7 protein-coding genes are annotated in these 26,273 nt (G+C 73.8%); all 7 read left to right on the top strand.

Annotation, left to right across the window (positions count from 1 at the left end):
• Nucleotides 1-89: 89 nt before the first annotated feature.
• From AB0395_RS29305 to AB0395_RS29335, 7 genes are read left to right on the top strand one after another with little or no spacing between them, the layout of a single operon-like run.
• The gene (locus AB0395_RS29305; protein WP_366286487.1) at nucleotides 90-1,295 is read left to right on the top strand and encodes a PLP-dependent aminotransferase family protein; all 1,206 of its coding nucleotides are present in this window, start codon (nucleotides 90-92) and stop codon (nucleotides 1,293-1,295) included.
• A gap of 23 nt (nucleotides 1,296-1,318) precedes the next feature.
• Complete coding sequence (locus AB0395_RS29310; RefSeq protein ID WP_366286490.1) at nucleotides 1,319-21,505, top strand: amino acid adenylation domain-containing protein; 20,187 nt, start codon at nucleotides 1,319-1,321, stop codon at nucleotides 21,503-21,505.
• An 11-nt stretch (nucleotides 21,506-21,516) separates the two neighbouring features.
• Nucleotides 21,517-22,563, top strand: a complete 1,047-nt coding sequence (gene dpgA, locus AB0395_RS29315) for a 3,5-dihydroxyphenylacetyl-CoA synthase DpgA (RefSeq protein ID WP_366286492.1) — start codon at nucleotides 21,517-21,519, stop codon at nucleotides 22,561-22,563.
• Nucleotides 22,564-22,580: 17 nt separating this feature from the next.
• The gene (gene dpgB / locus AB0395_RS29320; RefSeq protein ID WP_366286495.1) at nucleotides 22,581-23,189 is read left to right on the top strand and encodes an enoyl-CoA-hydratase DpgB; all 609 of its coding nucleotides are present in this window, start codon (nucleotides 22,581-22,583) and stop codon (nucleotides 23,187-23,189) included.
• Complete coding sequence (locus AB0395_RS29325; protein ID WP_366286498.1) at nucleotides 23,186-24,421, top strand: enoyl-CoA hydratase/isomerase family protein; 1,236 nt, start codon at nucleotides 23,186-23,188, stop codon at nucleotides 24,419-24,421. The genes dpgB and AB0395_RS29325 overlap by 4 nt, the downstream gene beginning before the upstream one ends.
• Nucleotides 24,418-25,233 (top strand): enoyl-CoA-hydratase DpgD, encoded by an 816-nt coding sequence (gene dpgD / locus AB0395_RS29330; RefSeq protein WP_366286500.1) that lies wholly within the window; start codon nucleotides 24,418-24,420, stop codon nucleotides 25,231-25,233. The genes AB0395_RS29325 and dpgD overlap by 4 nt, the downstream gene beginning before the upstream one ends.
• A complete protein-coding gene (locus tag AB0395_RS29335; RefSeq protein ID WP_366286502.1) occupies nucleotides 25,230-26,264 on the top strand; it encodes a methyltransferase in 1,035 nt (344 codons plus the stop codon). The genes dpgD and AB0395_RS29335 overlap by 4 nt, the downstream gene beginning before the upstream one ends.
• Nucleotides 26,265-26,273 lie beyond the last annotated feature (9 nt).

Consider the following 26,273-nt stretch of genomic DNA (forward strand, 5'->3'; position numbering starts at 1 on the left):
ATCGGCCACGCAAACCGGGGAAAACGGACACAGTCAATATGCTCCTTACCAATCTGCATGCTTCGATTGGCGACGACGGCCTCGGGTCCATGAACTTCCTCAACGAGGTGGCCATACGGCATCCCCATGCCATCTCATTCGCCGCCGGGCGCCCCATCGACGAGCACTTCGACGCCGCCGACGTGCACCGCTGGCTGGACGTCTACCTGAAACATGAGGGAATCCCCGCCAGCGCGCTGTTCCAGTACGGCCCCACCAAGGGCATCATCGCGGAGCCCGTGGCCCGCCACCTGCGCGCCGACGAGGGCATCGAGATCGACCCGGCCGCCGTCCTCGTCACCGTCGGTGCCCAGGAGGCCATCCACCTGGTGCTCCGGGCGCTGCGCCGCGACGACCGCGACGCGGTGCTCGCGGTGGCCCCCACCTATGTCGGGTTCACCGGGGCCGCCCTGACCATGGATCTGCCGGTCTTCGACGTGCGCGACGGCGACGACGGCATCGACCTCGACGACCTCGCCGAAACCGTGCGCCGGGTCCGGCACCTGGGACTGCGCCCACGCGCCTGCTACGTCATGCCGGACTTCGCCAACCCGTCCGGGCGGAGCATGGACGTGCCCGTCCGGCACCGCTTGCTGGAGGCGGCCGCCGAGCACGACCTGTTGCTCATCGAGGACAACCCGTACGGCTTCTTCGGACCTCGCCGTCCCTCCCTCAAGGCGCTCGATCACGACCGCCGCGTGATCTACGTGGGCACCTTCGCCAAGACCGTGCTGCCGGGCGCCCGAGTCGGCTACGTCGTCGCCGACCAGCGAGTCCACGCGGCGGACGGCTCCGTCAGCCTGTTCGCCGACGAACTCGCCAAGCTCAAGAGCGTCGTCACGGTGAACACCTCGCCGCTGGCACAGGCGGTGATCGGCGGACGGCTGATCGAGGCGGACCACAGATTACGCGAGGCCAACGCGGGGCCGGCCGCCGAGTACCGGCGGAACCTGGACCGGATGCTGGCCGGCCTTGAGCGCAGGTTCAGCGAACCGCGCTTCGGCGGGCGGGTGACCTGGACGGCCCCCGAGGGTGGTTTCTTCCTCGTCGTCGACGTGCCCTGCGTCGTGGACGACGACCTCCTTGAACTCGCCGCACGCGACTACGGCGTGCTGTTCACCCCGATGTCCTACTTCCTGCGCGGCGGCCGGGCCGTCTCGCAACTGCGACTCTCCTTCAGCCGGATCCTCCCGGAGGAGATGGAGACCGGCCTGGACCGGCTCGCGGCGCTCGTGGCCGACCGTCAGCTTCCGTGACCGACGTGCCAAGGAGACCCGGCATGCACACGTACCCGCTTTCCGCCGCCCAGCGGGAGATCTGGACCGCACAGCTCGCCGAGCAGGACGCCGCCTTCCTGGTGGGCACGGCGGTGGACATCCCCGGTGCGATCGATCCGGAGCTGATCGAGACGGCACTCCGGCAGGCCGTCGGCGAGGCGGCCGCCGCGCGGACCGTCTTCGTCGAGGTCGCCGGCGTCCCCCGGCAGCGTGTCCGGGACAGCCTGCCGCACTGGCCGATTCCCCACATCGACCTGCGCACCGAGGACCGCCCGGCCGATGCCGCGCTCGCCTGGATGCGGGCCGACCTGGCCCGGCCGCGGGACATCGAACAGCAGGTGGTGATGAGCGCGGCGCTGCTGCGTGTCGCCGACGAGGCGTACACCTTGTACGTCAGCGCCCATCACGCGGTCACGGACGCGGTCGGCGCCACGCTGGTCGTGCACCGGGCCGCGGACATCTACACCGCCTTGGCGGCGGGCGAGCCAGGGCCGCCCGCGCCGCCGTTCGGCTCGATCGTCGAGATCCTCGCCTCCGACGAGGATTACCGCTCCTCAGACCGGTACGTCTCCGACCGCGCGTACTGGCACTCCCGGTTCGCCGACCGGCCCGAGCCCGTCACCCTGCCCCGCCGCGAACGGTCCGGTCCGCGGGCCTATCACCAGGGCACACACCGGCTTGACGCCGCCGAGTCCGACGCCCTCAGGCGCGCCGCCCGGGCCGCCCGCACCCACTGGTCGGTGTTGTTCGCCGCCGCGACCGCCGCGTACCTGCACCGTATGACCGGGCACACCGACGTCATCCTCGGTATGCCGGTGACGGCCCGGCCCACCAGCTCAAGCCGGGAACTGGTGACCACGCTCGCCAACGTCCTGCCGCTGCGGGTCACGGTCACCGCGGACACCACCCTGGCTCAGCTGGTGCGCCGCGTCGCCGACGCCACCCGGGAGCTGCTACGCCACCAGCGTTACCGCGGTGAAGAGCTGGTCCGGGAGCTGGCCCTGGCCCCGGGCATGGGCGCGTTCGCCGTCTGCCACACCAACGTGATGGCCTCCGAGTACGTGGTCGCGTTCGGGCCGCACCGGGCCACCATGCGCAACCTCTCCATCGGCTGGATCGAGGGGATCTCGTTCACCGCCTCGCTCGCCGGTGACCGCGTCACCGTCGACGTCATCGCCAACGCCCGGGTCGCCGACGCCACGGCAACCGACGACCACACCCGCCGCTATCTCGCCGTGCTCGCCGAGTTCGCCGGTGACGGAGGCCGTACGGTCGGCGACCTGCCCGTGCTCGAACCCGGCGAGCGGCACCGCGTCCTGCACGAATGGAACCCCGGCCGGGAGACGCCGGTCACGGAGTCACTCACCGAGCTGTTCGCCGCCCGGGTACGGCAGGCGCCCGACGCCGTCGCCGTCGAGTGCGGGGACGTCACCCTGACGTACGCCGAGCTGGATGCCGTGTCCGAACGGCTCGCCCGCCGTCTCGTCGCCGCGGGCGCCGGGCCCGACCGAGTGGTCGGGCTGTGCCTGCCCCGTTCGGCGGACCTCGTCGTCGCCGTGCTCGGCGTGCTCCGCGCCGGTGCCGCGTACCTGCCTCTGGACGCCGAGTACCCTGCCGCCCGGCTGAGACTGATGGCGGAGGACACCGAGCCGGCGCTGATCCTGGTCACCGAGGAGACCGTCGCGGCGGTGGCGGACCTCGGCGTGCCCACGCTGCCGCTGAGCGACGACGCCGGGCTGCCAGGCGACAACGTCGGGCCGTCCAGCGCCGACGCCGGGCCGTCCAGCGCCGACGCCGCGTCCGCGTCCGCGCCCGCGTCCGATGGGCCTCTGCCGACGCCCGCGCCCGGCGACGCCGCGTACGTCATTTACACCTCGGGCTCGACCGGCCTGCCGAAGGGCGTGATGATCACCCACGCCAACGTGGTGCGCCTGTTCACCGCCGTGGCCGGACATCACCGCTTCACCGAGGACGATGTCTGGTCGCTGTTCCATTCGTACGCGTTCGACGTGTCGGTCTGGGAGATGTGGGGTGCCTTGCTGCACGGCGGACGCGTGGTCGTCCTGCCCTGGGAGGTCACCCGTACCCCGGCGCTGATGGCCCGGGTGCTCGCCGAGAGCGGCGTCACCGTGCTCAGCCAGACCCCGTCGGCCTTCGCCGGTCTCGCCCAGGCACTCGCCGAGGACGTGTCGAGCCGGACGGCGCTGGCGACCCGGCTGCGGGCGATCGTCTTCGCGGGCGAGGCGCTGGACCCCGTCGCCTCTCGCGACTGGTACACCTTGCTCGGCCCGGACGGCCCGGTGCAGATCAACATGTACGGCACAACCGAGACCACTGTGCACGCCACGTACATGGAGGTGCCCCGGACCGGCGAGCTGCCCCCGCCCGGCGTCTTCCCGGTCGGTGTGCCCCTGGCCGACCTGAGGGCCTACCTGCTCGACGGGCGGCTGTCGCCGGTGCCTCCGGGCGTCGCGGCCGACGTGTACCTCGCCGGTCCCGGCCTGGCCCGTGGCTATCTGCGTCGTCCCGCCCTGACCGCCGGACGCTTCGTCGCCTGCCCGTACGGTCCGCCCGGTGAGCGGATGTATCGAACCGGCGACCGGGCCCGCTGGACCGCCGACGGGCAGCTGGAGTTCCTGGGCCGTGCCGACGACCAGGTGAAGATCCGTGGCTTCCGGGTCGAGCCGGGGGAGATCGCCGCCGTCCTCGGCCAGTACCCGACGGTACGCCAAGCCGTGGTCGTCGTCCGCGAGGACCGGCCGGGCGACCGCCGTCTGGTCGGCTACGTGGTCACCGCGGACGGCGCGGAGGGCGCCGCCATCCGCGCGCACGCGGTCGAGCGCCTGCCGTCCTACATGGTCCCGGCCGTCGTGGTCACGCTGGCCGAGCTGCCGCTGACGGTCAACGGCAAACTGGACAAGCGGGCCCTGCCCGCACCCGTGTACGAGGGCGCCGGAGGCCGCGAGCCCCGCACCCACGCGGAGAGGGTGCTCTGCGCGGAGGTCGCCGCCGTGCTCGGCGTCCCCGCGGTCGGACCGGACGACGCCTTCTACGCTCTGGGTGGCGACTCGGTGATGGCGATCGACCTCGTCGGCCGGGCCCGCGCCGCCGGGCTCGCCCTGTCCACCCGTGATGTGATCATGGCTGCCACTCTCGCCGACCTGGCCGAGCGCGCCGGTACGGTGGCCGGCCCCGCGTCGGAGCTCAAGCCGGAACCCGTGCTGGGTGACGTCTGGCCGCTCGCCCCGCTCCAGGAGGGCCTGCTCTTCCACGCCGCCTACGACACGAGTTCACCCGACGTCTACACCGTCCAGGTGGTGCTCACGCTCGAAGGCGCACTCGACCCGGCGAGGCTGCGCGCGGCCGGCCAGGCGGTGCTCGACCGGCACCCCAGTCTGCGTGTCACCTTCGACGCCGACAGCCGGACGCAGGTGGTGCGCACGGGCGTGACGCTGCCCTGGCGGGAGATCGAGACCACACCTGAGGAGCTCGACGAACTGCTCGCGGCGGACCGGCTGCTGCGCTTCGATCCAGCCTCGGGGCCGCTGCTCCGGATGACGCTGCTCCGGACCGGCGCGGACGCCTACCGGCTGGTGCTGACCAACCACCACCTGCTGCTCGACGGGTGGTCGATGCCCTCGCTCGTGCGCGAGCTGCTCGCCGCCTACGTCGGCGGGCAGCCGGTCGGCGACGGCCAGACCTACCGGCGCTACCTGGAGTGGCTCACCGGCCGAGACCGGGACGCCGCGCGCGCCGCGTGGCGCGCCGCCTTCACGGGTCTCGCAGAGCCCACCCTGGTCGCGCCCGCGGCGCACCCCGCTCCGAGCGCGCCGCAGCGGGTCACCCGTGTGCTGTCGACAGCCCTCACCGACTCGCTCGGTCGTCGCACGCGCGAACTGGGCGTCACCCTCAGCACCGTGTTGCGCCTCGGCTGGGCGGTGGTGCTCGGCCAGCTCACCGGGCGTACGGACGTGGTCTTCGGCGCCACCGTTTCAGGGCGGCCGGCGGAGGTTCCCGGCGTCGCCGACGCGCTCGGTCTCTTCATCAACACCGTCCCGGTTCGGGTGCGGCTCGACCCCGCCGCCACCCTCGCCGAGCTGCTGCGCCGGATGCACGACGAGCAGTCCGGGCTGCTGGCCCACGAGCACCTGAGCCTCGCCGAGATCCAGCGGGCCTGCGGCCTCGGCGAGCTGTTCGACACCATCATGGTGCTGGAGAACTACCCGCTGGACGCGTCCACCCTGGACCGGGATCTCGGTGGCTTCCGGATCACCGCGGCCGAAGGGGTCGACGCCTCGCACTACCCGCTCGGGCTCAGCATCGTCCCCGGGACGGAGCTGCGGCTGCGCCTGGACCATGGCCCTGCGGTGCCCGCCGCGACCGCCACGGCGCTGCTCGGACGGCTGACCGCGTTCCTCGAAGCGGTCGCCGCCGACCCGGCTCTGCCGCTGCACCGCGTCGAACTGCTCGCCAAAGCGATCCGTGAGCGGATCCTGGAGTGGAGTACCGGGCCCGCCACACCCCCCGGGCGAACGCTGCCCGAACTCTTCTCCGAGCAGGCCGCCCGCACACCGGACGCGGTTGCCGTCGAGGTCGGAAACGGCGAGGACGGCATCACGTACGCCGAGCTTGAGGCGGCCTCCTCCCGGCTCGCCCACCGGCTCATCGCAGCAGGCGCGGGCCCCGAGCGCCTCGTCGGGCTCGCGCTGCCACGGTCGGTGCAACTGCTGACCGCGGTGCTCGCCGTACTCAAGGCCGGCGCCGCCTACTTGCCGCTGGACCCCGAGTACCCGTCACGACGGCTGGCGGTGATGCTCGCCGACGCCGAGCCGGTGCTCGTGCTCGCCACCGCGGCCACCGCGGCGACGCTGGGCGGCACCGGCGCGCGGGTGATGGTGCTCGACAGTCCGGCGGTCACCGCCGAGATCGCGGACTGCCCGGACGGCCCGGTCACCGACGCCGACCGGGGTGCGCCGCTGCGACCGGGGCACCCCGCGTACGTCATCTACACCTCCGGCTCGACCGGCGAGCCCAAGGGCGTCGTGGTGGAGCACCGCGGAGTCGAGGTCTTCGCCCGCGCCCAGAACGCCGCGCTGCGCATCGGGCTGGGCAGCCGCGTCCTGCAGTTCTCCTCCTCCAGCTTCGACTCGTTCGTGGGGGAGACCTGGAGTGCTCTGCTGGGCGGGGCGACTCTCGTCATCCCCACCGAGCGTCCGCTGGTCGGCGAGGTGATGACCCGGGTGCTCGAGCGGTACCGGATCACCCAGGCACAGCTGCCCTCAACCGCGCTGCTCGGGGTCGAGCCCGGCCCCGGCACGACCTTTCTGCCGCACGTCGTCATCGGCGCCGAAGCATGCCCGGCCGGCCTGGTGCAGGCGTGGGCCCGCGACGGCCGACGGATGCTGCACACCTTCGGCCCGACCGAGGCCACCGTGTACTCGACGACCACCGGACCGCTCGGCGGCGACGAGATCGCCCCGCCGATCGGCCGGCCGATTCCGGGCTCCCGGGTGTACGTGCTGGACGCCGCGCTGGCGCTCGCGCCGCCCGGGGTGGCCGGCGAGATCTACCTCGGCGGGCCCGGCGTGGCCCGCGGCTATCACGGCCGGCCCGCGCTGACCGCCGAACGGTTCGTCGCGGATCCGTACGGCCCGCCGGGGCAGCGCATGTACCGCACCGGCGACCTCGGCCGGTGGAACGACGACGGCGAGCTTGAGTTCGTCGGCCGTGCCGACGAGCAGGTGAAGGTTCGAGGTTTCCGGGTCGAGCCGGGTGAGATCGCCGCGGTGCTCGGCGCCCATCCCGACGTCGATCGGGCGGTGGTGGTGCTGCGTGAGGACCGCCCCGGTGACAAACGCCTGGTCGGCTACGTGGTCCCGGCGACAGCCGACCCGGAGCGGCTGCGACAGTACGCCGGTGACCGGCTGCCGCACTACATGGTCCCGGCCGCGATCGTGGCGCTCGACGCGCTGCCGCTGACCCAGAACCACAAGCTGGACCGGCGTGCCCTGCCGGCACCCGACTACGGGACGGTGGCGGAGCGGCGTCCGCCCGCGACCCCCGCAGAGGCCGTGCTCTGCGACGTGTTCGCCGAGGTCCTCGGCCTCGCCGAGGCCGGGCCCGACGACGGCTTCTTCGGCCTGGGCGGCGACTCCGTGCTCGCCATGCAGGTGATCAGCCGGGCCCGCGCCGCCGGGCTGGTCCTCGGCGTCCGCGACGTCTTCGAGGCCGGGACCCCCGCCGCGCTCGCGACCCGCGCGGTCCCGGCCGAGGACGTGACCGCCGCCGCCGGCACCGCCGTGGACAGCGGTCCGGTGCCGTTGCTGCCCATCGTGGCCGACCTGCGGGAACGGGCCGGCCTGGTCGCCGAGTTCGACCAGTCGGTTGTGGTGGCGGTGCCGCCGACCACCGCGGAGGCGCTCACCACGGCGCTGCGCGCCGTCGCGGACCTGCACGAGGCGCTGCGTCTGCGCGTGCGCCCGCACGACGGCGGCTGGGAACAGACGACCGACGGGACCGGCCCCGTGCTCACCCGCGTGGACGCCGGCGCGGTGCCGGACGGCGAGCGGCTCGCCGTCGCGCGCCGCGAGGCCGCCGCCGCCCGGCTGCGCCTCGATCCGGTCACCGGCACGATGGTCCAGGCGGTCTGGCTGGACGCGGGCCCCGCCGCGGCCGGCCTGCTGGTGCTCAGCATCCACCACCTCGCCGTGGACGGGGTGTCCTGGCGGGTCCTGCTCCCCGACCTGGCCGCCGCGCACGCCGCGGCCGCCGGTGGGAGACCGGTCGCCCTGCCCCCGACCGGCACCTCGGTACGCCGCTACGCCCACCTGCTCACGACGGCCGCCACCAGCCCGGGGGTCCGCGCCGAACTGCCGCACTGGCGTTCGGTGACCCAGCGGGCCACGCCCGTCCTCCCTGCAGGCGGTACGGCGGGCAGCCTGACCCTGCGATGGAGCCCGGAGACCACCGCGCGCCTGCTGGCACACGCCACCGACGGCTTCCACACCGGTGTCCAGGAACTGCTGCTCGCCGCGCTCGCGGCGGTGACCGGGCCACTCACCCTGGACCTGGAGGGCCACGGACGGCACGAGGACGTCGCCCCCGGCCTGGACCTCTCTCGCACCGTCGGCTGGTTCACCACTCTCTACCCGGTCCGCCTCGAGACGCGGGCGGACGATCTGGACCGCGTCGTCCGCGCGGTGAAGGAGCAACTGCGCGAGGTGCCGCGGCGCGGCTTGGGCTACGGTCTCCTGCGCCACCTCGACCCCGAGAGCGCACCCGTGCTCGCGGCTCCCCCGCCCCGCGAGGTGGGCTTCAACTATCTCGGCCGGATCGCCGCCCGGCCCGGTGCCCACTGGACGCCGCTCCCCGGCGCCCTGGACATGACCGGTGTGCTCCCCGGCGCCCACCCGCTGGAGATCAACGCCCTCATCGCGGAGGGAGAAGCCGGAGCGGAGCTCGTCGCCACCTGGGTGTGGACCCGCGGCGGCGAGACGGTCGCGACGCTCGCCGAGCGGTGGCAGGCGGCCGTCGAGGCCATCACCACCCTCGACGGTGGCCACAGTCCCTCGGACTTCCCCCTCGTCGCGCTGACTCAGCAGCAGGTCGACCGGCTGGACCGCGCGCCCGCGGGCCGCCCGGACGACGTCTGGCCGGTCACCCCCCTGCAGCAGGGCCTGCTCTTCCACGCCGGCTACGACCCCGAGGCGACCGACCCCTACGTATGGCAGGTACGCCTGGATCTCGCCGGGCCGCTGGACGCCGACCGGCTGCGCAGGGCCGGCCAGGCACTGCTGGACCGGCACCCCACGCTGCGGGTCGGCTTCGCCGTCGACGGCCTGGACACCCCGGTGCAGGTCGTGCACCGGCACGTCGAGCTGTCGTGGCGCTTCGTGAACGCGGAGCCCGGCGAGCTCGCCGGCCTGCTCGCGGCCGACCGCGCCGAACGCTTCGACCCCGCAACCGCCCCGCTGCTGCGGATCACCGTGGTGCGGACCGGGCCTGACCGGCACCTGCTCGTCCTCACCGTGCACCACCTCCTCTTCGACGGCTGGTCCATGCCGGTGCTGATGCGGCAGCTGTTCGTCGCGTACGACACAGGCACGCTGCCGCCTGCCGGGAACGCCTACCGTGACTACCTCGGCTGGCTCGCCACCCGCGACACCGAGGCGGCCCGGCACGCGTGGGCCGACGCGCTGGCCGGCCTGGAGGGGCCGACCCTGATCGCACCGGGAGCCAAGCCCGCCGCCGAACCTCCGCTCCGGGCCGCGCGGACGCTGTCGCCCGAGGCGACCGCGGCCCTGGACGCGCGCGCCCGGGAGCTGGGCGTCACCGTCAACGCGCTGCTGCAGACCGGCTGGGCCGTGGTGCTCGGCGCGCTCACCGGGCGCCGCGACGTCGTCTTCGGCGGCACCGCGCACGGCCGGCCGCCGGAGATCACCGGCATCGACACCGCGATCGGCATGTTCATCACCACCTTGCCGGTCCGCGTCGAGCTGGATCCGGCCGCCACGCTCGGCGCCACCGCCAGGAGAGTCCAGGAGAGCCAGTCGGCGCTTCTGCCGCACCGGCACCTCAGCCTGGCCGAGGTACAGCGCGATGCCGACCTGGGCGACCTCTTCGACAGCCTCATGGTCTACGAGAACTACCCCCTCGACGCCGACGCGCTCGACCAGGGTGTCGCGGGCCTGCGGATCACGGGCGCCACGGGAGTCAGCGCGACCCACTACCCGCTGACGTTGACCGTCCTGCCTGGCGCCGAACTGACGCTGTGGGTGGATCACGACCCCGCCCAGGTCTCCCCGGCGGCCGCCGAGCGGATCCTCGACCGGCTGGTCGCCGTCTACGCGGCGGTGGCCGACGCGCCCGGCCTGCCGCTGCACCGGCTTGACCTGCTGACCGGCGCCGAGCGCGAACGGGTGCTTGAAGGATGGGGCAAGGGACCGGCGAGCGCGCCCGGCCCGGTCGTGCCCGAGCTGATCGAGGCCCAGACGCGCCGGACGCCGGACGCGCTCGCCGTCGAGGCCGGCGGCATCCGGCTGACCTACGGCGAGCTGCGCGGCCGGGTCGGCGCGGCGGTCCTGGCGCTGCGTGAGGCGGGGGTAGGTCCGGGCGACCGAGTGGCCGTGTGCCTGCCCCGCTCGGCCGAGGCCGTCGTCGCCGCGCTCGCGGTCCTGCACACCGGCGCGGTGTACGTGCCGATCGACCCCGACTATCCGGCCGAGCGCATCGCCTTCCTGCGCGCGGACGCCGCCCCGGTCCTCACCGTCGCGGCCGAGGCGGGACCGGGCACGATGGTGCTTCCTGAGACGGTCGCGGACCTGGACGCCCCGGCGATCCCGCCGGCCGCGATCGCCTACGTGATCTACACCTCCGGCTCGACCGGGCGGCCGAAGGGCGTCGCCGTCCCGCACTCCGCGCTGGCCGCCCACCTCACCGGCATGCAGCGCACGTACGGGCTCACCCCGGACGACCGGATGCTGTTCCAGACGCCTGCCGGCTTCGACGTCGTGCTCTGGGAGATGGTGTGGCCGCTGCTCGCCGGGGCCGCCATCGTGGTCGCCCGGCCCGGCGGCCACCGGGACCCGGGCTACCTGGCCGGACTGATCCGGGACGCCGGGGTGACGACCGCCCACTTCGTGCCGTCGATGCTGCGGATGCTCCTCGACGAGCAGGCCGCCGCGGAGTCCACGGCGTTGCGGCAGGTCATCGCCGCCGGCGAGAACCTGCCGCCCGAGCTCTCGGCCCGCGCCGCCGCGGTGCTCGGCGCCGACGTGCACAACCTGTACGGCCCGACCGAGTGCACCATCGCCGCGACCGAGTGGTTCAACGCGGTGCCGCGGGAGGGCTCTGTGCCCATCGGCCGGCCGGTCGGCGGCACCCGGGCGTACGTGCTCGACACCATGCTTCGTCCGGTGGCCCCGGGCATGCCCGGCGAGCTCTACCTGGCCGGCGTCCTGCTCGCCCACGGCTACCTGCGGGCCCCGGACACCACCGCTGCCCGGTTCGTGGCCGATCCGTTCGGTCCGGCGGGTGAGCGCATGTACCGCACGGGCGACCTGGTGCGCTGGTCGAACGACGGCGCGCTGGTCTTCATGGGCCGCGTCGACGAGCAAGTCAAGATCCGTGGCGTGCGCATAGAGCCGGGTGAGATCGCCGCGGCGCTGCGGGCCCACCCGGACGTGAGCCACGCCGAGGTGGTCGTCCGCGAGGACCGGCTCGGGGATCCGCAGCTCGTCGGCTACGTGACGCCGGCCGGGGTGGACACCGGGGCCCTGCGGGAGTTCGTCGCCGCGCGGCTGCCGCATCAGCTCGTGCCGGCCGCGATCGTCGCGCTCGACCGGTTCCCGCTGTCCGCGCACGGCAAGCTGGACCGGGGTGCCCTTCCCGCCCCGGCGCAGGAGATCGCCCTGCTGCGCGCTCCGGAAGGGCCGGAGGAGATCGCGCTGTGCTCGGCGTTCGCCGAGGTCCTCGGCGTGCCCGCGGTCGACCCCGACACCGACTTCTTCACGGCCGACGGCGACAGCCTCCAGGCCATGCGGCTGGTCAACCGCATCCGCTCCGCCCTGGGCCGTGAGGTGTCGCTGCGGGCGCTCTTCGAGGCGCCCAGCCCGGCCGCCCTCGCCGCGACGCTGCGGCACGCCGCGACGGCCCGGGCGCCGCTGCGTGCCGCGGACCCCCGGCCTACGCGGCCCCCGCTGTCGCCCGCGCAGGCCCGGATGTGGTTCCTGCACCGGCTCGACCCGGCGGCGGCCACCTACAACGTGCCGGTGGCCGTACGGTTGACCGGGAAACTGGACGTCGACGCGCTCGCCGCCGCAGTCGCGGACGTCTCGACCCGGCACGAGGTGCTGCGGACCGTCGTCACCGAGGACGGGCACGGAACCTGGCAGCGGGTGCTGCCCGAGCCGGTGGAGCTGTCCCGGGAGGCGCTGCGGCCGCACCTGCTCGACGAGCTGGCCCGGCGGCCGTTCGACCTGTCCGCCGAGGCCCCGCTGCGGGCGTACCTGCTCGACGCGGGGGCGGACGAGCACGTGCTGATGCTGGTCGCCCACCACATCGCGGTGGACGGCTGGTCGTTGCGGCCGCTGTGGCGGGACCTGGCGGCCGCGTACACCGCCCGTGCCCGCGGCGAGGCGCCCCGGTGGACCCCGCTCGCGGTGCAGTACGCCGACTACAGCGTCTGGCAGCGCGAACTGCTGGCCGGCGGGCTGCTGGAACAGCAGACCGCGTACTGGCGGGAGGCCCTCGCGGGCCTGCCTGAACGCGTTGAGCTGCCCACCGACCGCCCCCGCCCGGACATCGCCTCCGAGCGCGGCGAAACCCTCACGTTCGACTGGCCGGCCGAGGCGCACGCGGCGCTGGTCGCCGTCGCCCGCCAGGCAGGCGCGAGCCCGTTCATGGTGGTCCACGCGAGCCTCGCCGCGCTGCTCTCCCGGCTCGGCGCCGCCGACGACGTCGCGATCGGCGTTCCGGCGGCCGGTCGGCGGGAATCGGCGACCGAGGACCTGGTCGGCCTGTTCGTCAACACGCTCGTCCTGAGGGTCGGCACCGGTGGCGCGCCGTCGCTGCGCACGCTGACCGACCGGGTCCGCACCGTCGCCCTCGCCGCCTACGCCCACCAGGACGTGCCCTTCGAGCACCTGGTCACGGCGCTGCGGCCGGAACGCTCCCTCAGCCATCACCCGCTGTTCCAGGTGCTGCTCGCCTGGCAGAACACCCCGCAGGTGGACGCCGAACTCCCCGGGGTCGGGGCCGAGGCGCTGCCCGCCGCCACCGGACGCTCCCGTCTGGATCTGTCCTTCTCCCTGGTCGAACGGTTCGACACGGACGGCCGCCCGGCCGGGATCCGCGGTGAGGCCGAGTACGCCACCGACCTGTTCGACCGTGCGACGATCGAGACCCTGCTCGGCCGTTGGCGGTCGCTGCTGGAGGGGGCTCTCGCCGCACCGGACACGCCGCTGGTCAGGCTGCCCGTGACCACTCCCGCGGAACAGGAGCTGGCCCTCGCCCACGGCACGACCGGCGAGGTCGCCGCCGACACCGCCGACGGCGTGCTGCCCGCGCGCTTCGCCGAGCAGGCCCGGCGCACGCCTTCGGCCATCGCCGTCGAGTGCGGTGCCGACTCGCTCACCTACGCCGAGCTGGACGCCGCCGCCAACCGCCTAGCCCACCGCCTGGTCGCCGCGGGCGCGGGCGCCGAGACCGTGGTCGGCATCATGCTGCCCCGGTCGGTCTCGCTGATCGTGGCCGTCCTGGGCGTGCTGAAGTCGGGCGCGGCGTACCTGCCGCTGGACCCCCGGTACCCGGCGGCACGGCGGGCGGCGATGACCGCCGACGCCGGCGTCCGGATCGTGGTCACCACCGTCGGGACCGACCCCGGGCTCGACGCCGAAGTGCTGTTCGTCGAGGAGGACGTCGAGGAGGACGGGGACGCCCCGGCGCTCGCCCCCGAGGTGACCATCCTGCCCGGGCAGGCCGCGTACGTCATCTACACCTCGGGTTCCACCGGCGGCCCGAAGGGTGTGGTGGTCCCGCACGAGAACGTGATCCGGCTGTTCGCCGGTGTGGCGGACCGTTTCGGCTTCGGCCTGGACGATGTGTGGTCGATGTTCCACTCGTCCGCCTTCGACGTCTCGGTCTGGGAGATGTGGGGCGCGCTGCTACACGGCGGCCGTCTGGTCGTGCTGCCGTGGGAGGCGACCCGTTCACCCGAACAACTGGCCGACATCGTCGCCGCCCGCGGCGTGACCGTGCTGAGCCAGACGCCGACCGCGTTCGCCGCGCTGGCCGAGGATCCCGCCGCCCGGGAGCGGGTCGCGGCGACCGTGCGCCGGGCCTTCATCGCCGGTGAGGCCCTCCCGGCCGACCTGGTGGCCGCGTGGGCGGGGCTGCCCGAGGTGATCAACGCCTTCGGCCCGACCGAGGCGACCGTCTACGCGACGCTCTCTGAGTCGCTCGTGCCCGGCGCGCCGCCGCCCATCGGACGGCCCATCCCGGGCGAGCGCGCGTACGTGCTCGACGCCGGCCTGCGACCGCTGCCCCCCGGGGTCACCGGCGAGCTGTTCCTCGCCGGCGGCGGCCTGGCCCGCGGCTACCTCGGCCAACCGGGCCTGACCGCGTTGCGCTTCGTGGCGGACCCGTACGGGCCGCCCGGCGCGCGCATGTACCGCACGGGCGACCTGGCGCGCCGCAGGGCTGACGGGCAACTGGAGTTCATCGGTCGCGTCGACGACCAGGTCAAGCTACGCGGGTTCCGGATCGAGCCGGAGGAGGTGGCCGCCGTGCTGCGCGAGCAGCCAGGCGTCGCCGCGGCCGCCGTGGTGGTGCGCGACCGGCGTCTCATCGGTTACGTGGTGCCCGCTCCCGGCGCGGACGCCGACCCGGTGCGGCTGCGGGACGCCGTCGCCGGCAGGCTTCCGGATTACCTGGTCCCGGCCGCCGTCGCGGTGCTCGACGTGCTGCCGCTCACCGTCAGCGGCAAGCTCGACCGGCGTGCCCTGCCCGCCCCCGTGTTCGGCCCGGCGAGCCCGGGCCGTGCGCCGGAGAACCCGGGTGAGGCGGCCATGTGCGCGCTGTTCGCCGAGGTGCTCGGGGTGGAGAACGTCGGGCCCGACGACGGTTTCTTCGCCTTGGGCGGCGACTCCATCATGGCGATGCAACTGGTCACCCGCGCCCGCGCCGCGGGCTTCATGATCAACGTCCGGGACGTCTTCGCCTCCGGCACCCCGGCGGGGCTGGCCACGATGCCCGCGACCACGGCCGGGCAGGCCATCCCGGACCAGGGCATCGGCGGCGCCCGGCCGACCCCGATCATGGAGCTGCTGCGGGAGAAGTCCGGGCTGGTCGACACCTTCGCCCAGTCGGTGGCCGTACGCCTGCCCGTGGGCATCACGGAGGCCACCCTCGCCGCCGCCCTGCAGTCTCTGCTGGATCACCACGACGCGCTGCGGATGCGGGTGCACGTGGAGCCGGAGGGCTGGAACCTGGACCTCCGTCCGCCCGGCGCGATCCCCGTCGCGACGGTACTCACCCGCATCGACGCGACCGGTGTGACGCCCGAGTCGCTGCTGCCCGAGCGCATCGTGGCGGCCGAGGGCCGGCTGGACCCGGCCGTCGGGGTGCTCGTGCAGGCGGAGTGGCTGGACGCGGGCCCACAGGTGCCGGGTGTGCTGGTGGTCTGCGCGCATCACCTCGCGGTCGACGGCGTCTCCTGGCGGGTGCTGCTGCCCGACCTGGCGGCCGCCGCCGCTGCCGCAGAGGCGGGGCGGCCCGCAGTGCTGCCTCCGGTCGGCACCGGCTGGCGCGCGTGGTCCGCGCTGCTCGCCAAGCGTGCCGCTGAGCCCGCGGTCACCACCGAGCTGCCCTGGTGGCGGGACACGGTGGCGGACGCGCGACCGCTGCTGCGCGGGGCCGGTGCGGACCCGGGCGGGACGCTGTCGCGGGTGCTGCCCACGGAGGTCACCGCCCGGTTGCTCACCGCCGCGCCGCAGGCGTTCCGCGCCGGGGTCCGGGAACTGCTGCTGACCGCCTTCGCCGTCGCGGTCCGCCGGGTCCGCTCGGCCGAGGGGACGCCGCAGGTGCCCGTGGTCCTCGACGTGGAGGGCCACGGCCGGCACGAGGAACTGGCGCCCGGGCTCGACCTGTCGCGTACCGTCGGATGGTTCACCTCGCTCTACCCCGTACGCCTCGACATCGCGGGCGAGGACCCCGCCGCCGCCGTCGGCGCCGTGAGCCGGCAGCTGCACGCGATCCCCGGGCACGGCCTCGGCTACGGCATGCTGCGTCACCTCAACCCGGACACGGCGGCGGAACTGGCGGCCCTGCCCGCCGCGGACACCGGCTTCAACTACCTGGGCCGGGTCACCTCGGGGGCGGCCACCGGCGCGTGGACGCCCGTGGTCGACGTCGAGGGCGACATCGAGGGTGACGGGGACGGGCGGACCCCGCTGCTGCCGTTCGGGCACGGCCTGGAGATCAACTCGATGACCGTGGACACCGCCGACGGCCCCGAACTGCGCGCCACGTGGTCCTGGACGGCGGGGGCGGACACCGGCGAGCGGATCGCGGCGCTGGCCGACGCGTGGATCGCCGCCCTGACCGAGCTGGTGGACACCGCCGGCGACACCGCCGGCGACACCGCCGGCGACACCGCTGGCGACACCGCGTCGGCCCCCGCAGGCACGGCCGGCCACCCGGTGACCCCGCTTCAGGAAGGATTGCTCTTCCACGCCGCGTACGGCGACGGCGCCCCCGACGTCTACACCGTGCAGACAGTGATCACGCTCGGCGGACAGGTGGACGCCGTCCGGCTGCGCGCCGCCGCCCAGTCCGTGCTCGACCGCCACCCCGGCCTGCGGGTGAGTTTCGCCCGCGACGAGCATCAGCGGCCCGTGCAGATCGTCAACGAGGTCGTCGTCCTGCCCTGGCGGACCGCGCACGACGCCGATCGCGCCGCCGCGGAGGACCGCGCCCTTCCCTTCGACCCGGCGGCCGCGCCGCTGCTGCGGCTGACCCTGGCCGGCGGGGACGACGGCCGACACCGGCTCATCCTCACCAACCACCACCTGCTCCTCGACGGCTGGTCCATGCCGGTGCTGCTGCGTGAGATCTTCACCGCCTACGCCCTCGGCACGCCGGCCGGCGACTTCGGCGGCTACCAGCGCTACCTGGCATGGCTGGCCGCCCAGGACCGCGCCGCCGCACAGGCCGGCTGGCAGGCCGCGCTCGCCGGGCTGGGCGAGCCGACGCTCGTCACGTCCGGGGCGCTGTCCGCCACCGCCGCGCCGCGCCAGGTCGCCCGCGCGCTGCCCGAGGCGGTCACCGCCGGACTCGTCCGGCACGCCCGCGAGATCGGCACCACCGTCAACACGCTGCTCCAACTCGGGTGGGCGACGGTACTCGCCGGGCTGACCGGTTGTGACGACGTGGTGTTCGGCACGGCCGTCACCGGTCGCGCGCCGGAGGTCATCGGCATCGCGGACACCCTCGGCATGTTCGTCAACACCGTCCCCGTCCGGGTGCGGCTGGACCGGGCGGCCAGCCTGGGCGACCTGGCGGCCCGGATCCACCGGGAGCAGGCCGACCTGCTGGCCCACCACCACCTGAGCCTCAGCGAGATCCAGCGTGCCGCCGGGCTCGGCGAGCTCTTCGACACGTTCCTGGCCTTCGAGAACTACCCCCTCGACATGACCCACCTGAACCGGGAGATCGCCGGTCTCACGGTGGTGGACGTCGCAGGCACCGATGCCACCCACTACCCGCTGTCGCTGATCGCACTGCCCGGCGCCACGTTCCGCATGCGGCTGGGCTACCGGCCCGACCTGGTCGCGGGGGAGACCGCCGAGGCGATCCTGGACAGGCTGGTGCGGATCCTGACCGCGATCGCCCGCGAACCGTCCGGCCGGCTCGCGGACGTCGACGTACTCACCGACGCGGAACGGGCCGTTGTCCTGCCGACGGTCGTGACGGACCCGCTCCCGGGCAGGGCCATCCCCGACCTGTTCCGCGAGCAGGTGCGCCGGACGCCGGACGCGGTCGCCGTACAGAGCGGCACCCAGACGCTGACGTACGCGGAGCTGGACGCGGCCTCGGACCGGCTCGCCCGCAGGCTCGTCGCCGCCGGGTCGGGTCCCGAGCAGGTCGTGGCACTGGCTCTCCCTCGCTCGGCAGACCAGATCGTCGGCATCCTCGGTGTGCTCAAGGCGGGAGCGGCCTACCTGCCGCTGGACCCCGGCTATCCGAGCGCCCGGCTGGCCCTCATGGCCGCCGACGCGCGATGCCGCCTCGTCGTGGCGACCCCCGGCACCCGCCTGCTGCCGGGCGTGCCGGTCCTGCCGCTGGACGAGCCCGGGCCGGAACAGCCCCTGCCCGCCGAGATCCACCCGGCCACCGCCGCGTACGTCATCTACACGTCGGGCTCGACCGGCCAGCCCAAGGGCGTCGTCGTCTCGCACGGTAACGTGGCGCAGCTGCTCGCCGGGGGCGCCTTGCGGTACGAGTTCAGCGCTGACGATGTCTGGTCGATGGCGCACTCGTACGCGTTCGACGTGTCCGTGTGGGAGATATGGGGTCCGCTGCTGCACGGCGGCAGGCTCGTTGTGCTGACGGACGAGACGGTCGGGTCGCCCGCGCTGGTCGCCGACGCGATCGCCGAAGCCGGGGTCACGGTGCTGTGCCAGACCCCGACCGCGTTCACCATGCTGGCCGAGGACCCCGTCGCCCGGGAGCGGGTGACGGCCACCGTGCGGCGGGCGTTCGTCGCGGGTGAGGTGTTCCCCGCGGCGCTGGCCGCCGCCTGGCGGGACATCCCCGAGCTGGTCAACGCCTATGGGCCGACGGAGACCACCGTCTACACGCACTTCTCCGCGCCGCTCGCCGGGGACGGGCAGCCGCCGATCGGCACGGCCATCCCCGGCACCCGGGCCTACGTACTCGACACCGGCCTGCGGCCCGTGCCGCCCGGCGCGCCCGGCGACCTGTATCTCGCCGGCGGCCAGGTCACCCGCGGATACCTGGGGCAGCCAGGCCTGACCGCGCAGCGTTTCGTCGCGGACCCCTACGGACCGCCGGGCGAGCGGATGTACCGCTCCGGCGATCGGGTCCGCTGGACGCAGGACGGCCTGCTGGAGTTCCTGGGCCGCGACGACGAACAGGTCAAGATCCGGGGTTTCCGGATCGAGCCGGGAGAGGTGGAGGCGGTCCTCGCCGAGCATCCCGAGGTGGCCCGCGCCGCCGCGTTCGTCCGCACCGACCGGCCCGGTGACCACCGGCTGGTCGGCTACGTGGTGCCGTCGGCTCCAGCGGTCGCCGGGGTGGCGCAGGAGCAGGTCGGCCGGTGGCGCGAGGTCTACGACTCCGTGTACGCGGCCGGCGCGCCATCCGGGAGCGCCGTGCTGTCCGACGGCGCCGCCCTGGCAGGCGGCGCCGCCCTGGTCGGCGGTGACGCGCCTTCAACCGTGGACGCCGACTTCTCCGGCTGGCAGAGCAGCTACGACGGGGGCCCCATCCCGCTGGACGACATGCGCGAGTGGCGGGACGCGACCGTGGACCGCATCCGCGCCCTGCGCCCGCGGCGCGTCCTGGAGATCGGCGTCGGGACCGGTCTGCTGCTGCACCGGATCGCGCCGGACTGCGAGGAGTACTGGGGTCTCGATCTGTCCGTCACCGCCGTGGACGCGCTGCGCCGACAGGTCGACGCCGACCCACGCCTGGCCGGACGGGCCCACCTGCGTGTCGCCGCCGCCCACGAGCTCGATGGGCTGCCCGGTGGCCGGTTCGACACCATCGTGCTCAACTCGGTGGCGCAGTACTTCCCGGACGCCGGATACCTCACCGACGTCCTGGACCGGGCGATCGACCTGCTCGCCCCGGGGGGCGCGTTGTTCGCCGGGGACATCCGCGACCTGCGCAGGCTGCCGATGCTGCACACGGCCGTCGCCGCCCACCGGGGCGTCACGGACCCGGAGCGGTTGCGAGAGGCGGCCGACCGCGGCGTGGCGGGCGAGCGCGAGCTGGCCGTCGCACCCGCGTTCTTCGCCGCGTACCGGGTCGGGAACCCGGCGGTGGCCACGCTGCAGACGCACGTCAAGCGGGCCCACCGGCACAATGAGCTGAGCCGGTACCGCTACGACGTCGTGCTGCGCAAGACCGGTGCCGTCGCCGGGCCTGCGCGGACGCCCGAGACCGGCACCGGGCCGGAACAGACGCCAGAGCAGGTGGCGTGGCCGGTCGACGTGGAGGCCCTGCTGGCCGGCGAGGCGCCCGTCTGGGTCACCGGCGTGCCCGACGGCCGGCTCACGGGTGAGGGACCCCTCGCCCGCGATGGGGTGGACCCCGAGTGGTTCCACGACCTCGCCGCCCGGCACGGCCGCCAGGTGCGGGTCGCCCCCGGTACCGGGGCCGCCGACACCGTTGACGTGCTGATCGGCATGCCGATCGGTACGTTGATCAGCACGGTGGACGCCGACGACACCCGCACCTGGCCGGAGGACGGCCCGCCGGTCAACGACCCGGCGCGGGCGCTGATCGGGGCGCTCCTGCCGGCGCGGCTCCGCGCGTACGCCGCCGGGATTCTGCCCCCGCACATGGTCCCCGCGGCCGTCGTGGTGGTGGACGACCTTCCGGTGATGGTCAGCGGCAAGCTGGACCGCGACGCCCTGCCCGCGCCGCTGTACACGACCGACGGCGGCTCCCGCCGGGCCCGCACCCCTGTCGAGGAGGTGCTGTGCGACCTGTTCGCCGAGGCGCTGGGTGTCGAGTCGGTCGGACCCGATGACAGCTTCTTCGACGCCGGCGGCGACAGCATCCTGGCCGCACGGCTGATCGGCCGGCTCCGCACCGCCCTCGACATCGCCCTGCCGGTGCACGCGGTGTTCGAGGCGCAGACGCCGGCCGGCATGGCCGAACGGCTGACGTCGGCCAGTGTGGACGGCGGGTTCGGGCCGTTGCTGCCGCTGCGGACCCGCGGCGACCGGGCGCCGCTGTTCTGCGTGCACCCGGCCGCCGGCATCGGCTGGGCGTACACCGGGCTGACCGGCCACCTGGCCGACGACCAGCCGATCCAGGTGTTGCAGGCGGTCGGGCTCACCGGCGACGAGCCGCTGCCGGCGTCGATCGACGAGATGGCCGACGACTACGTGGCCCGCATTCGCGCGATCCGCCCGCACGGCCCCTACCACCTGCTCGGCTGGTCCTTCGGTGGGGTGCTGGTGCACGCGATCGCCACCCGGCTGCAGGCGGCGGGGCAGGACGTGCCGCTGCTCGTGGTGCTCGACGGTTACCCGATCCGCGGCCTGCTCGATCCGGACGCGCTCGCCGAGCAGGACGAGCGGACGTGGTCGTTGCTCGCGGAGGGACACGAGGGCGTCCGCAACGAGATCGGCATCACCGAGGACCTCTTCGACGCCGCGACCCTGGAGCGGATCCACCAGGTGTACCTCAACAACTTGCGGTTGCTCCAGGCCTACGAGCCGGAGCGGGCGTACGCCGGGAGGATGCTGCTGTTCACCGCCGAGCCGCAGGACTCCCCGGTCTGGCGGGAGGGCCCGCCGACCCCCGACGCCTGGCGACCGCACGTCACCGGTGATCTCGACGTCCGTCACGTCCCCTGCGGCCACCACGACATGATGCGCCGTCCGGCGCTGAGCGTGATCGGCCCTGTGCTCGCCGCCGAACTGGAGCGCCTGTGACCAGGAGCAGCATGTCCCCGACGATCGCCGCGGTCGCGACCGCGGCGCCGCCGAACTCCTACACGCAAGAGGAGATCCTCGACCGCTACACGATCACCGACGAGCGGATCCGCTCGGTCTTCCGCAACGGCGGCATCGAACGACGGCACCTGGTGCTGCCACCCGTCGACCCCGGCACCGGCAGGCCCGCCGGCGAGTCGCAGGGTGAGCTGCTCGCCAAGCACCGGCGCACGGCGATCGAGCTGGGCATCGACGTGGTGGACTCGTGCCTGAAGCAGCTGCGCGTCTCACGGGAGGACATCGCCTACCTCGGCTGCGTCACGTCCACCGGCTTTCTCACTCCGGGCCTGTCCGCCTGGATCATCAGGGAGATGGGCCTGCCGTCCGGTTGCGCGCGGGCGGACGTGGTCGGCATGGGCTGCCACGGCGGGCTCAACGGACTGACCGCCGTGGCCGGCTGGGCGGCCCTGCACCCGGGACGGCTGGCGCTGCTGGTGTGCGTCGAGGTCTGCTCGGCCGCGTACGTGTTCGACGGCACCATGCGCACGGCCGTGGTGAACAGCCTCTTCGGCGACGGTGCCGCCGCCGTCGCGGTCCGCGCCGGGGGCGAGCCCAGCGGACCTGCGCTGCTGCGGTTCGCCAGCTGCGTGATTCCCGAAGCGATCGAGGCCATGCGCTACGACTGGGACGACGACCACGGCAAGTTCAGCTTCTACCTGGACAGGGATATCCCGTACGTGGTGGGCGCGCACGCCGAGGAGGTGGTCGGCCGGCTGCTGGCCGGGACCGGCCTGCGCCGCGGCGACATCGCGCACTGGCTGGTGCACTCCGGCGGCCGAAAGGTCATCGACGCCGTCCGGGTCAACCTCGGGCTCACCCGGCACGATCTCCGGCACACCTCCGGGGTGCTGCGCGACTACGGCAACGTCTCCAGCGGGTCCTTCCTCTTCTCATACGAGCGGCTGCTTGCCGACGGGGTCGTGCGCTCGGGTGAATACGGGGTGCTCATGACGATGGGTCCCGGATCCACCATCGAGACCGCCCTGATCCAGTGGTGAACAAGACAGGAGCACAAGTGCGACACCATACCGAGTTGGACCTGACCGCGAGCCTGCCCAAGCTGACCGCCGCGCTGAACGAGGCGGCCCTGGCCGTCGAGGACAGCCGCCACCCGGTCGCGGTGCTCGAACTATCGGGCGGCGATCCCGCCTGGCCCGGACTGGCCGATGTCCACGCCGTCGGCAAGTGGGAACGGGCGCTGCGCCGCTGGGAGCGCCTCGACGCGGTGACCGTCGCGGTGATGACCGCCGACTGCGGCTCGCCCGCCGTGGAGATCCTGCTCGCTGCCGACGTGCGGTACGCATCCCTCGGGACGCGGCTGACCTGGCAGTCCGCAATCCATGGTGTGTGGCCGGGCATGGGCCTGCACCGGCTGGCCTCTCGCCTCGGCCTGGACGCCGCCCGGCGCCTACTGTTGGCCGACGGCGAGCCGCTGACCGCGGAACAGGCACAGGCGGCCGGTCTGGTCGACGAGATCGGTGCGGTGCCGCATGAGCGGCTCGGCCGGATACGCGATGCAGCCTTGTTGCGCACGCTGATCGAGGAGGCGCCGCGGGTGCCGTACGAGACGGCCCTCGGCACGCACCTGGCCGCCTGCGATCGTGTCCTGCGGCGCGTGCGATGAGCACGCCGGCCTTTACCAGGCTCGACGCCACGCTTGACTGGCACCCGCCCGCAGGCCTCGACGTGGCCGCCGCTCGACGTGCCCGCCGGGATTTCCTGCGCCGGCACGGCCCGGCCGTGTACGCTGCGGCCGCTGATCTGGCCCCGCTCGCGGCCGGAGCCGCCGGTCTGGCGTATGCGGCCGCCGAGATCTTTCCCGGTCTGGCGCCGGGACGTGAGGACATGGAGCGGGAGTCCCGCAGGCCGCAGCCGGAGAAAGCGGGGCTGGAGCTCGACCAGGCCATCCTCTTCCACGCCTGGCTCAGCGACCCCGCCACAGGCGACGCTCTGATCCACCGGATGCGGCGCCCAACCCCCGCGGCCGAGGATCTGCTGGACGGCTTCCTGCGCACCGGGGAGGCGGACCTGGGGCCGGTCCTGCTGCGGCGCGACGGCGTGGCGGGCCACATCACCTTCCGCAACCTCCGCTCGCTCAACGCGGAGGACATGGGGATGATCGCCGCCATGCAGGTCGCGGTTGACCTGGTGTTGCTCGACGACACCATCCGGGTTGGCGTGCTGCGTGGCGACGTGATGACCCATCCCAAGTACGCCGGCCGCCGGGTGTTCAGCGCCGGTATCGACCTCGTCGAGCTGGCCGCAGGGCGGATTCCGTACGCCGACTTCCTGCTCGGCCGCGAGCTGGGTTATCTCGGCAAGATGCAGCACGGTCTGGTGCGTGACGGTGGCCCGCTGGACTGGGCACCCGACGTCGTGCACAAGCCATGGATCGCGGTGGTCGACACGTTCGCCATCGGAGGCGGGATGCAGCTCGCACTGGTGTGCGACCGGGTGCTGGCCGGGACGGACGCCTACTTCAGCCTGCCCGCGGCGCAGGAGGGCATCATCCCCGGCGTGGGCAGCCTGCGCCTGCCGCGTCTCGTCGGCCCCCGGCTGGCCCGGCAGGTCATCCTCGCAGGGCGCCGCATCCAGGCCGACGAGCCGGAGATCGCCCTGATCTGCGACCGGGTTCTCGACGACGCGGAGATGGACGACGCCGTGGCGGAGGCGATCGCCGAGCTGTCCGCGCCCGCCGTCGCGGCGAACCGCGCGATGCTGAGCCTCGCCGAGGAGCCCCCCGAGCATTTCCGCGGATACCTGGCGGAGTTCGCGCTGCGCCAGGGGCTGCGCCTGTACGCCCCGGACGTGCTCGCCAAGGCCGACGGGTTCGCCGCGAGGAAGGGCCGCCCGTGACAGCCGTCGAGGGGTTGACCCGGGTGCGGTACGAGCGCCGCGACCGAGTGGCGTACGTGACGCTCGACCGCCCGGCCAAGCTCAACGCGATGGACCGGCGCATGCACGAGGAGCTGGGCCTGGTGTGGGACCACGTCGAGGCCGACGACGACGTGTGGGTGGTCGTGCTCACGGGCGCCGGGGACCTGGCGTTCTCCACCGGCCAGGACCTCGGCGAGCTCGCCGAACGGCTGCGGGCCGGTACCGCGGACACCTCCAGCTTCGGCAGCCGCGGCAAGCCCGGCTGGCCCCGGCTCACCGAGCGCTTCGACTTCGCCAAGCCGGTCGTCGCGCGCGTCGACGGCTACGCCTACGGCGGCGGGTTCGAGCTCGCCCTCGCCTGCGACGTCATCGTCGCCTCCGACCGGTCCTCGTTCGCGCTGCCGGAGGCGAAGCTCGGCCTCATCGCCGGGGCGGGCGGGGTGTTCCGGCTGACCCGGCAGGCGCCGTACCGGGTGGCACTGGGTCATCTGATCACCGGCCGCCCGATGAGCGCCGTCCGTGCCTACGAGCTGGGCCTCGTCAACGAGGTGGTCCCGGCAGTCGAGCTGGACGCGTGCGTGGACGGCTGGGTCTCCGACATCCTGCGCTGCTCGCCGCTGGCCGTACGCGCGGTGAAGCAGGCCGCCGCCCAAGCGCAGACGCTGTCGCTGCCCGACGCGTTCACCGCGCACTACCCGTGGGAAGAACTACGCGCCCACGGGCCCGATGCGATCGAGGGCCCGCGGGCCTTCATCGAGAAACGCCACCCCGAATGGAAGGGCACGCCATGACCGATCGCGACCGGGTGTACGAGCGATTCCAGTTGATCGCGAACGGCCCGGCACTGTTCAACGCCCTGGTCACCGCCACCGACCTCGACATCTTCGGGTACCTGTCGGCCCATCCGGACGCGGAGTTCACCGAGCTCCAGGAGTTCACCGGGCTGGAGGCGCACAAGCTGCGGGTGCTGCTGCTCGGGCTGTGCGCTACCGAACTGGTCACCAGGAACGGTGACCGGTACGCCAATCACCCGGTCGCCGAGGAACTGCTCGCTCCGGAAACCGCCGACAGCTGGCGGCACACCCTGCGCAGCTGGCACCGCCTGTACTACCCGGCCTTCTACCGGATGACGCAGGCGTTGCAGGCCGGCACCAACGCCACCCTTTCCGCGCACGACGGTGACGAGCCCACTCTCTACGAGCGGCTGGCCCACGACGCCGAACTGGAGAAGATCTTCCACGACGCGATGGCCGCGTTCACCCTGCGCACCATGGCGGGCCTGCTCGACGGCCCCGGCTGGGCGAGCGCCCGCCATCTGCTCGACGTGGGCGGCGGCAACGGCACCAACGCTCAGCATCTCGCCCGGCGCCACCCGGACCTGCGGGTCACCGTGCTGGACCTGCCGAGTGTCGTCGGCCTCGCCCGCGAGTCACTCCCGGAGGATCTCGCCGGCCGCGTCGAGTTCCTCGCCGGCGACATGTTCGAGCTGCCCTTCCCACAGGGGCCGAACACGGTCCTCTTCAGCCACCTGCTCGACACCGTGTCCGAGGCGCAGGCCAGAGAGCTCATCGGCAAGGCCTACACGATGCTGCCGCCCGGCGGTCGCATCGTGATCTACGGGTTCATGGCCGACGACGACGAGCGCGGCGGCGTCATCGCCGCCCGCCTGTCGTTGTATCTCAACGTGCTGGCCACGGGCCGGGGCATGGCCTGGCCGGCGCGCGACTGCGCGGACTGGCTCCGGCACGCCGGCTGCGCTGACGTCACCGTCACTCCCGACCTGCCCTACGAACATGCCCTGGTCGTCGGCACCAAGCCGTGACCGGAGCCC

Source organism: Streptosporangium sp. NPDC051023, from assembly GCF_040689595.1.
Lineage (GTDB): Bacteria > Actinomycetota > Actinomycetes > Streptosporangiales > Streptosporangiaceae > Streptosporangium.

What these genes read in the sequence shown, in the direction of transcription:
- dpgA (WP_366286492.1), top strand. Translation starts at nt 21,517, where the DNA reads ATGTCCCCGACGATCGCCGCGGTCGCGACCGCGGCGCCGCCGAACTCC.
- AB0395_RS29310 (WP_366286490.1), top strand. Translation starts at nt 1,319, where the DNA reads ATGCACACGTACCCGCTTTCCGCCGCCCAGCGGGAGATCTGGACCGCA.
- AB0395_RS29325 (WP_366286498.1), top strand. Translation starts at nt 23,186, where the DNA reads ATGAGCACGCCGGCCTTTACCAGGCTCGACGCCACGCTTGACTGGCAC.
- AB0395_RS29305 (WP_366286487.1), top strand. Translation starts at nt 90, where the DNA reads ATGAACTTCCTCAACGAGGTGGCCATACGGCATCCCCATGCCATCTCA.
- AB0395_RS29335 (WP_366286502.1), top strand. Translation starts at nt 25,230, where the DNA reads ATGACCGATCGCGACCGGGTGTACGAGCGATTCCAGTTGATCGCGAAC.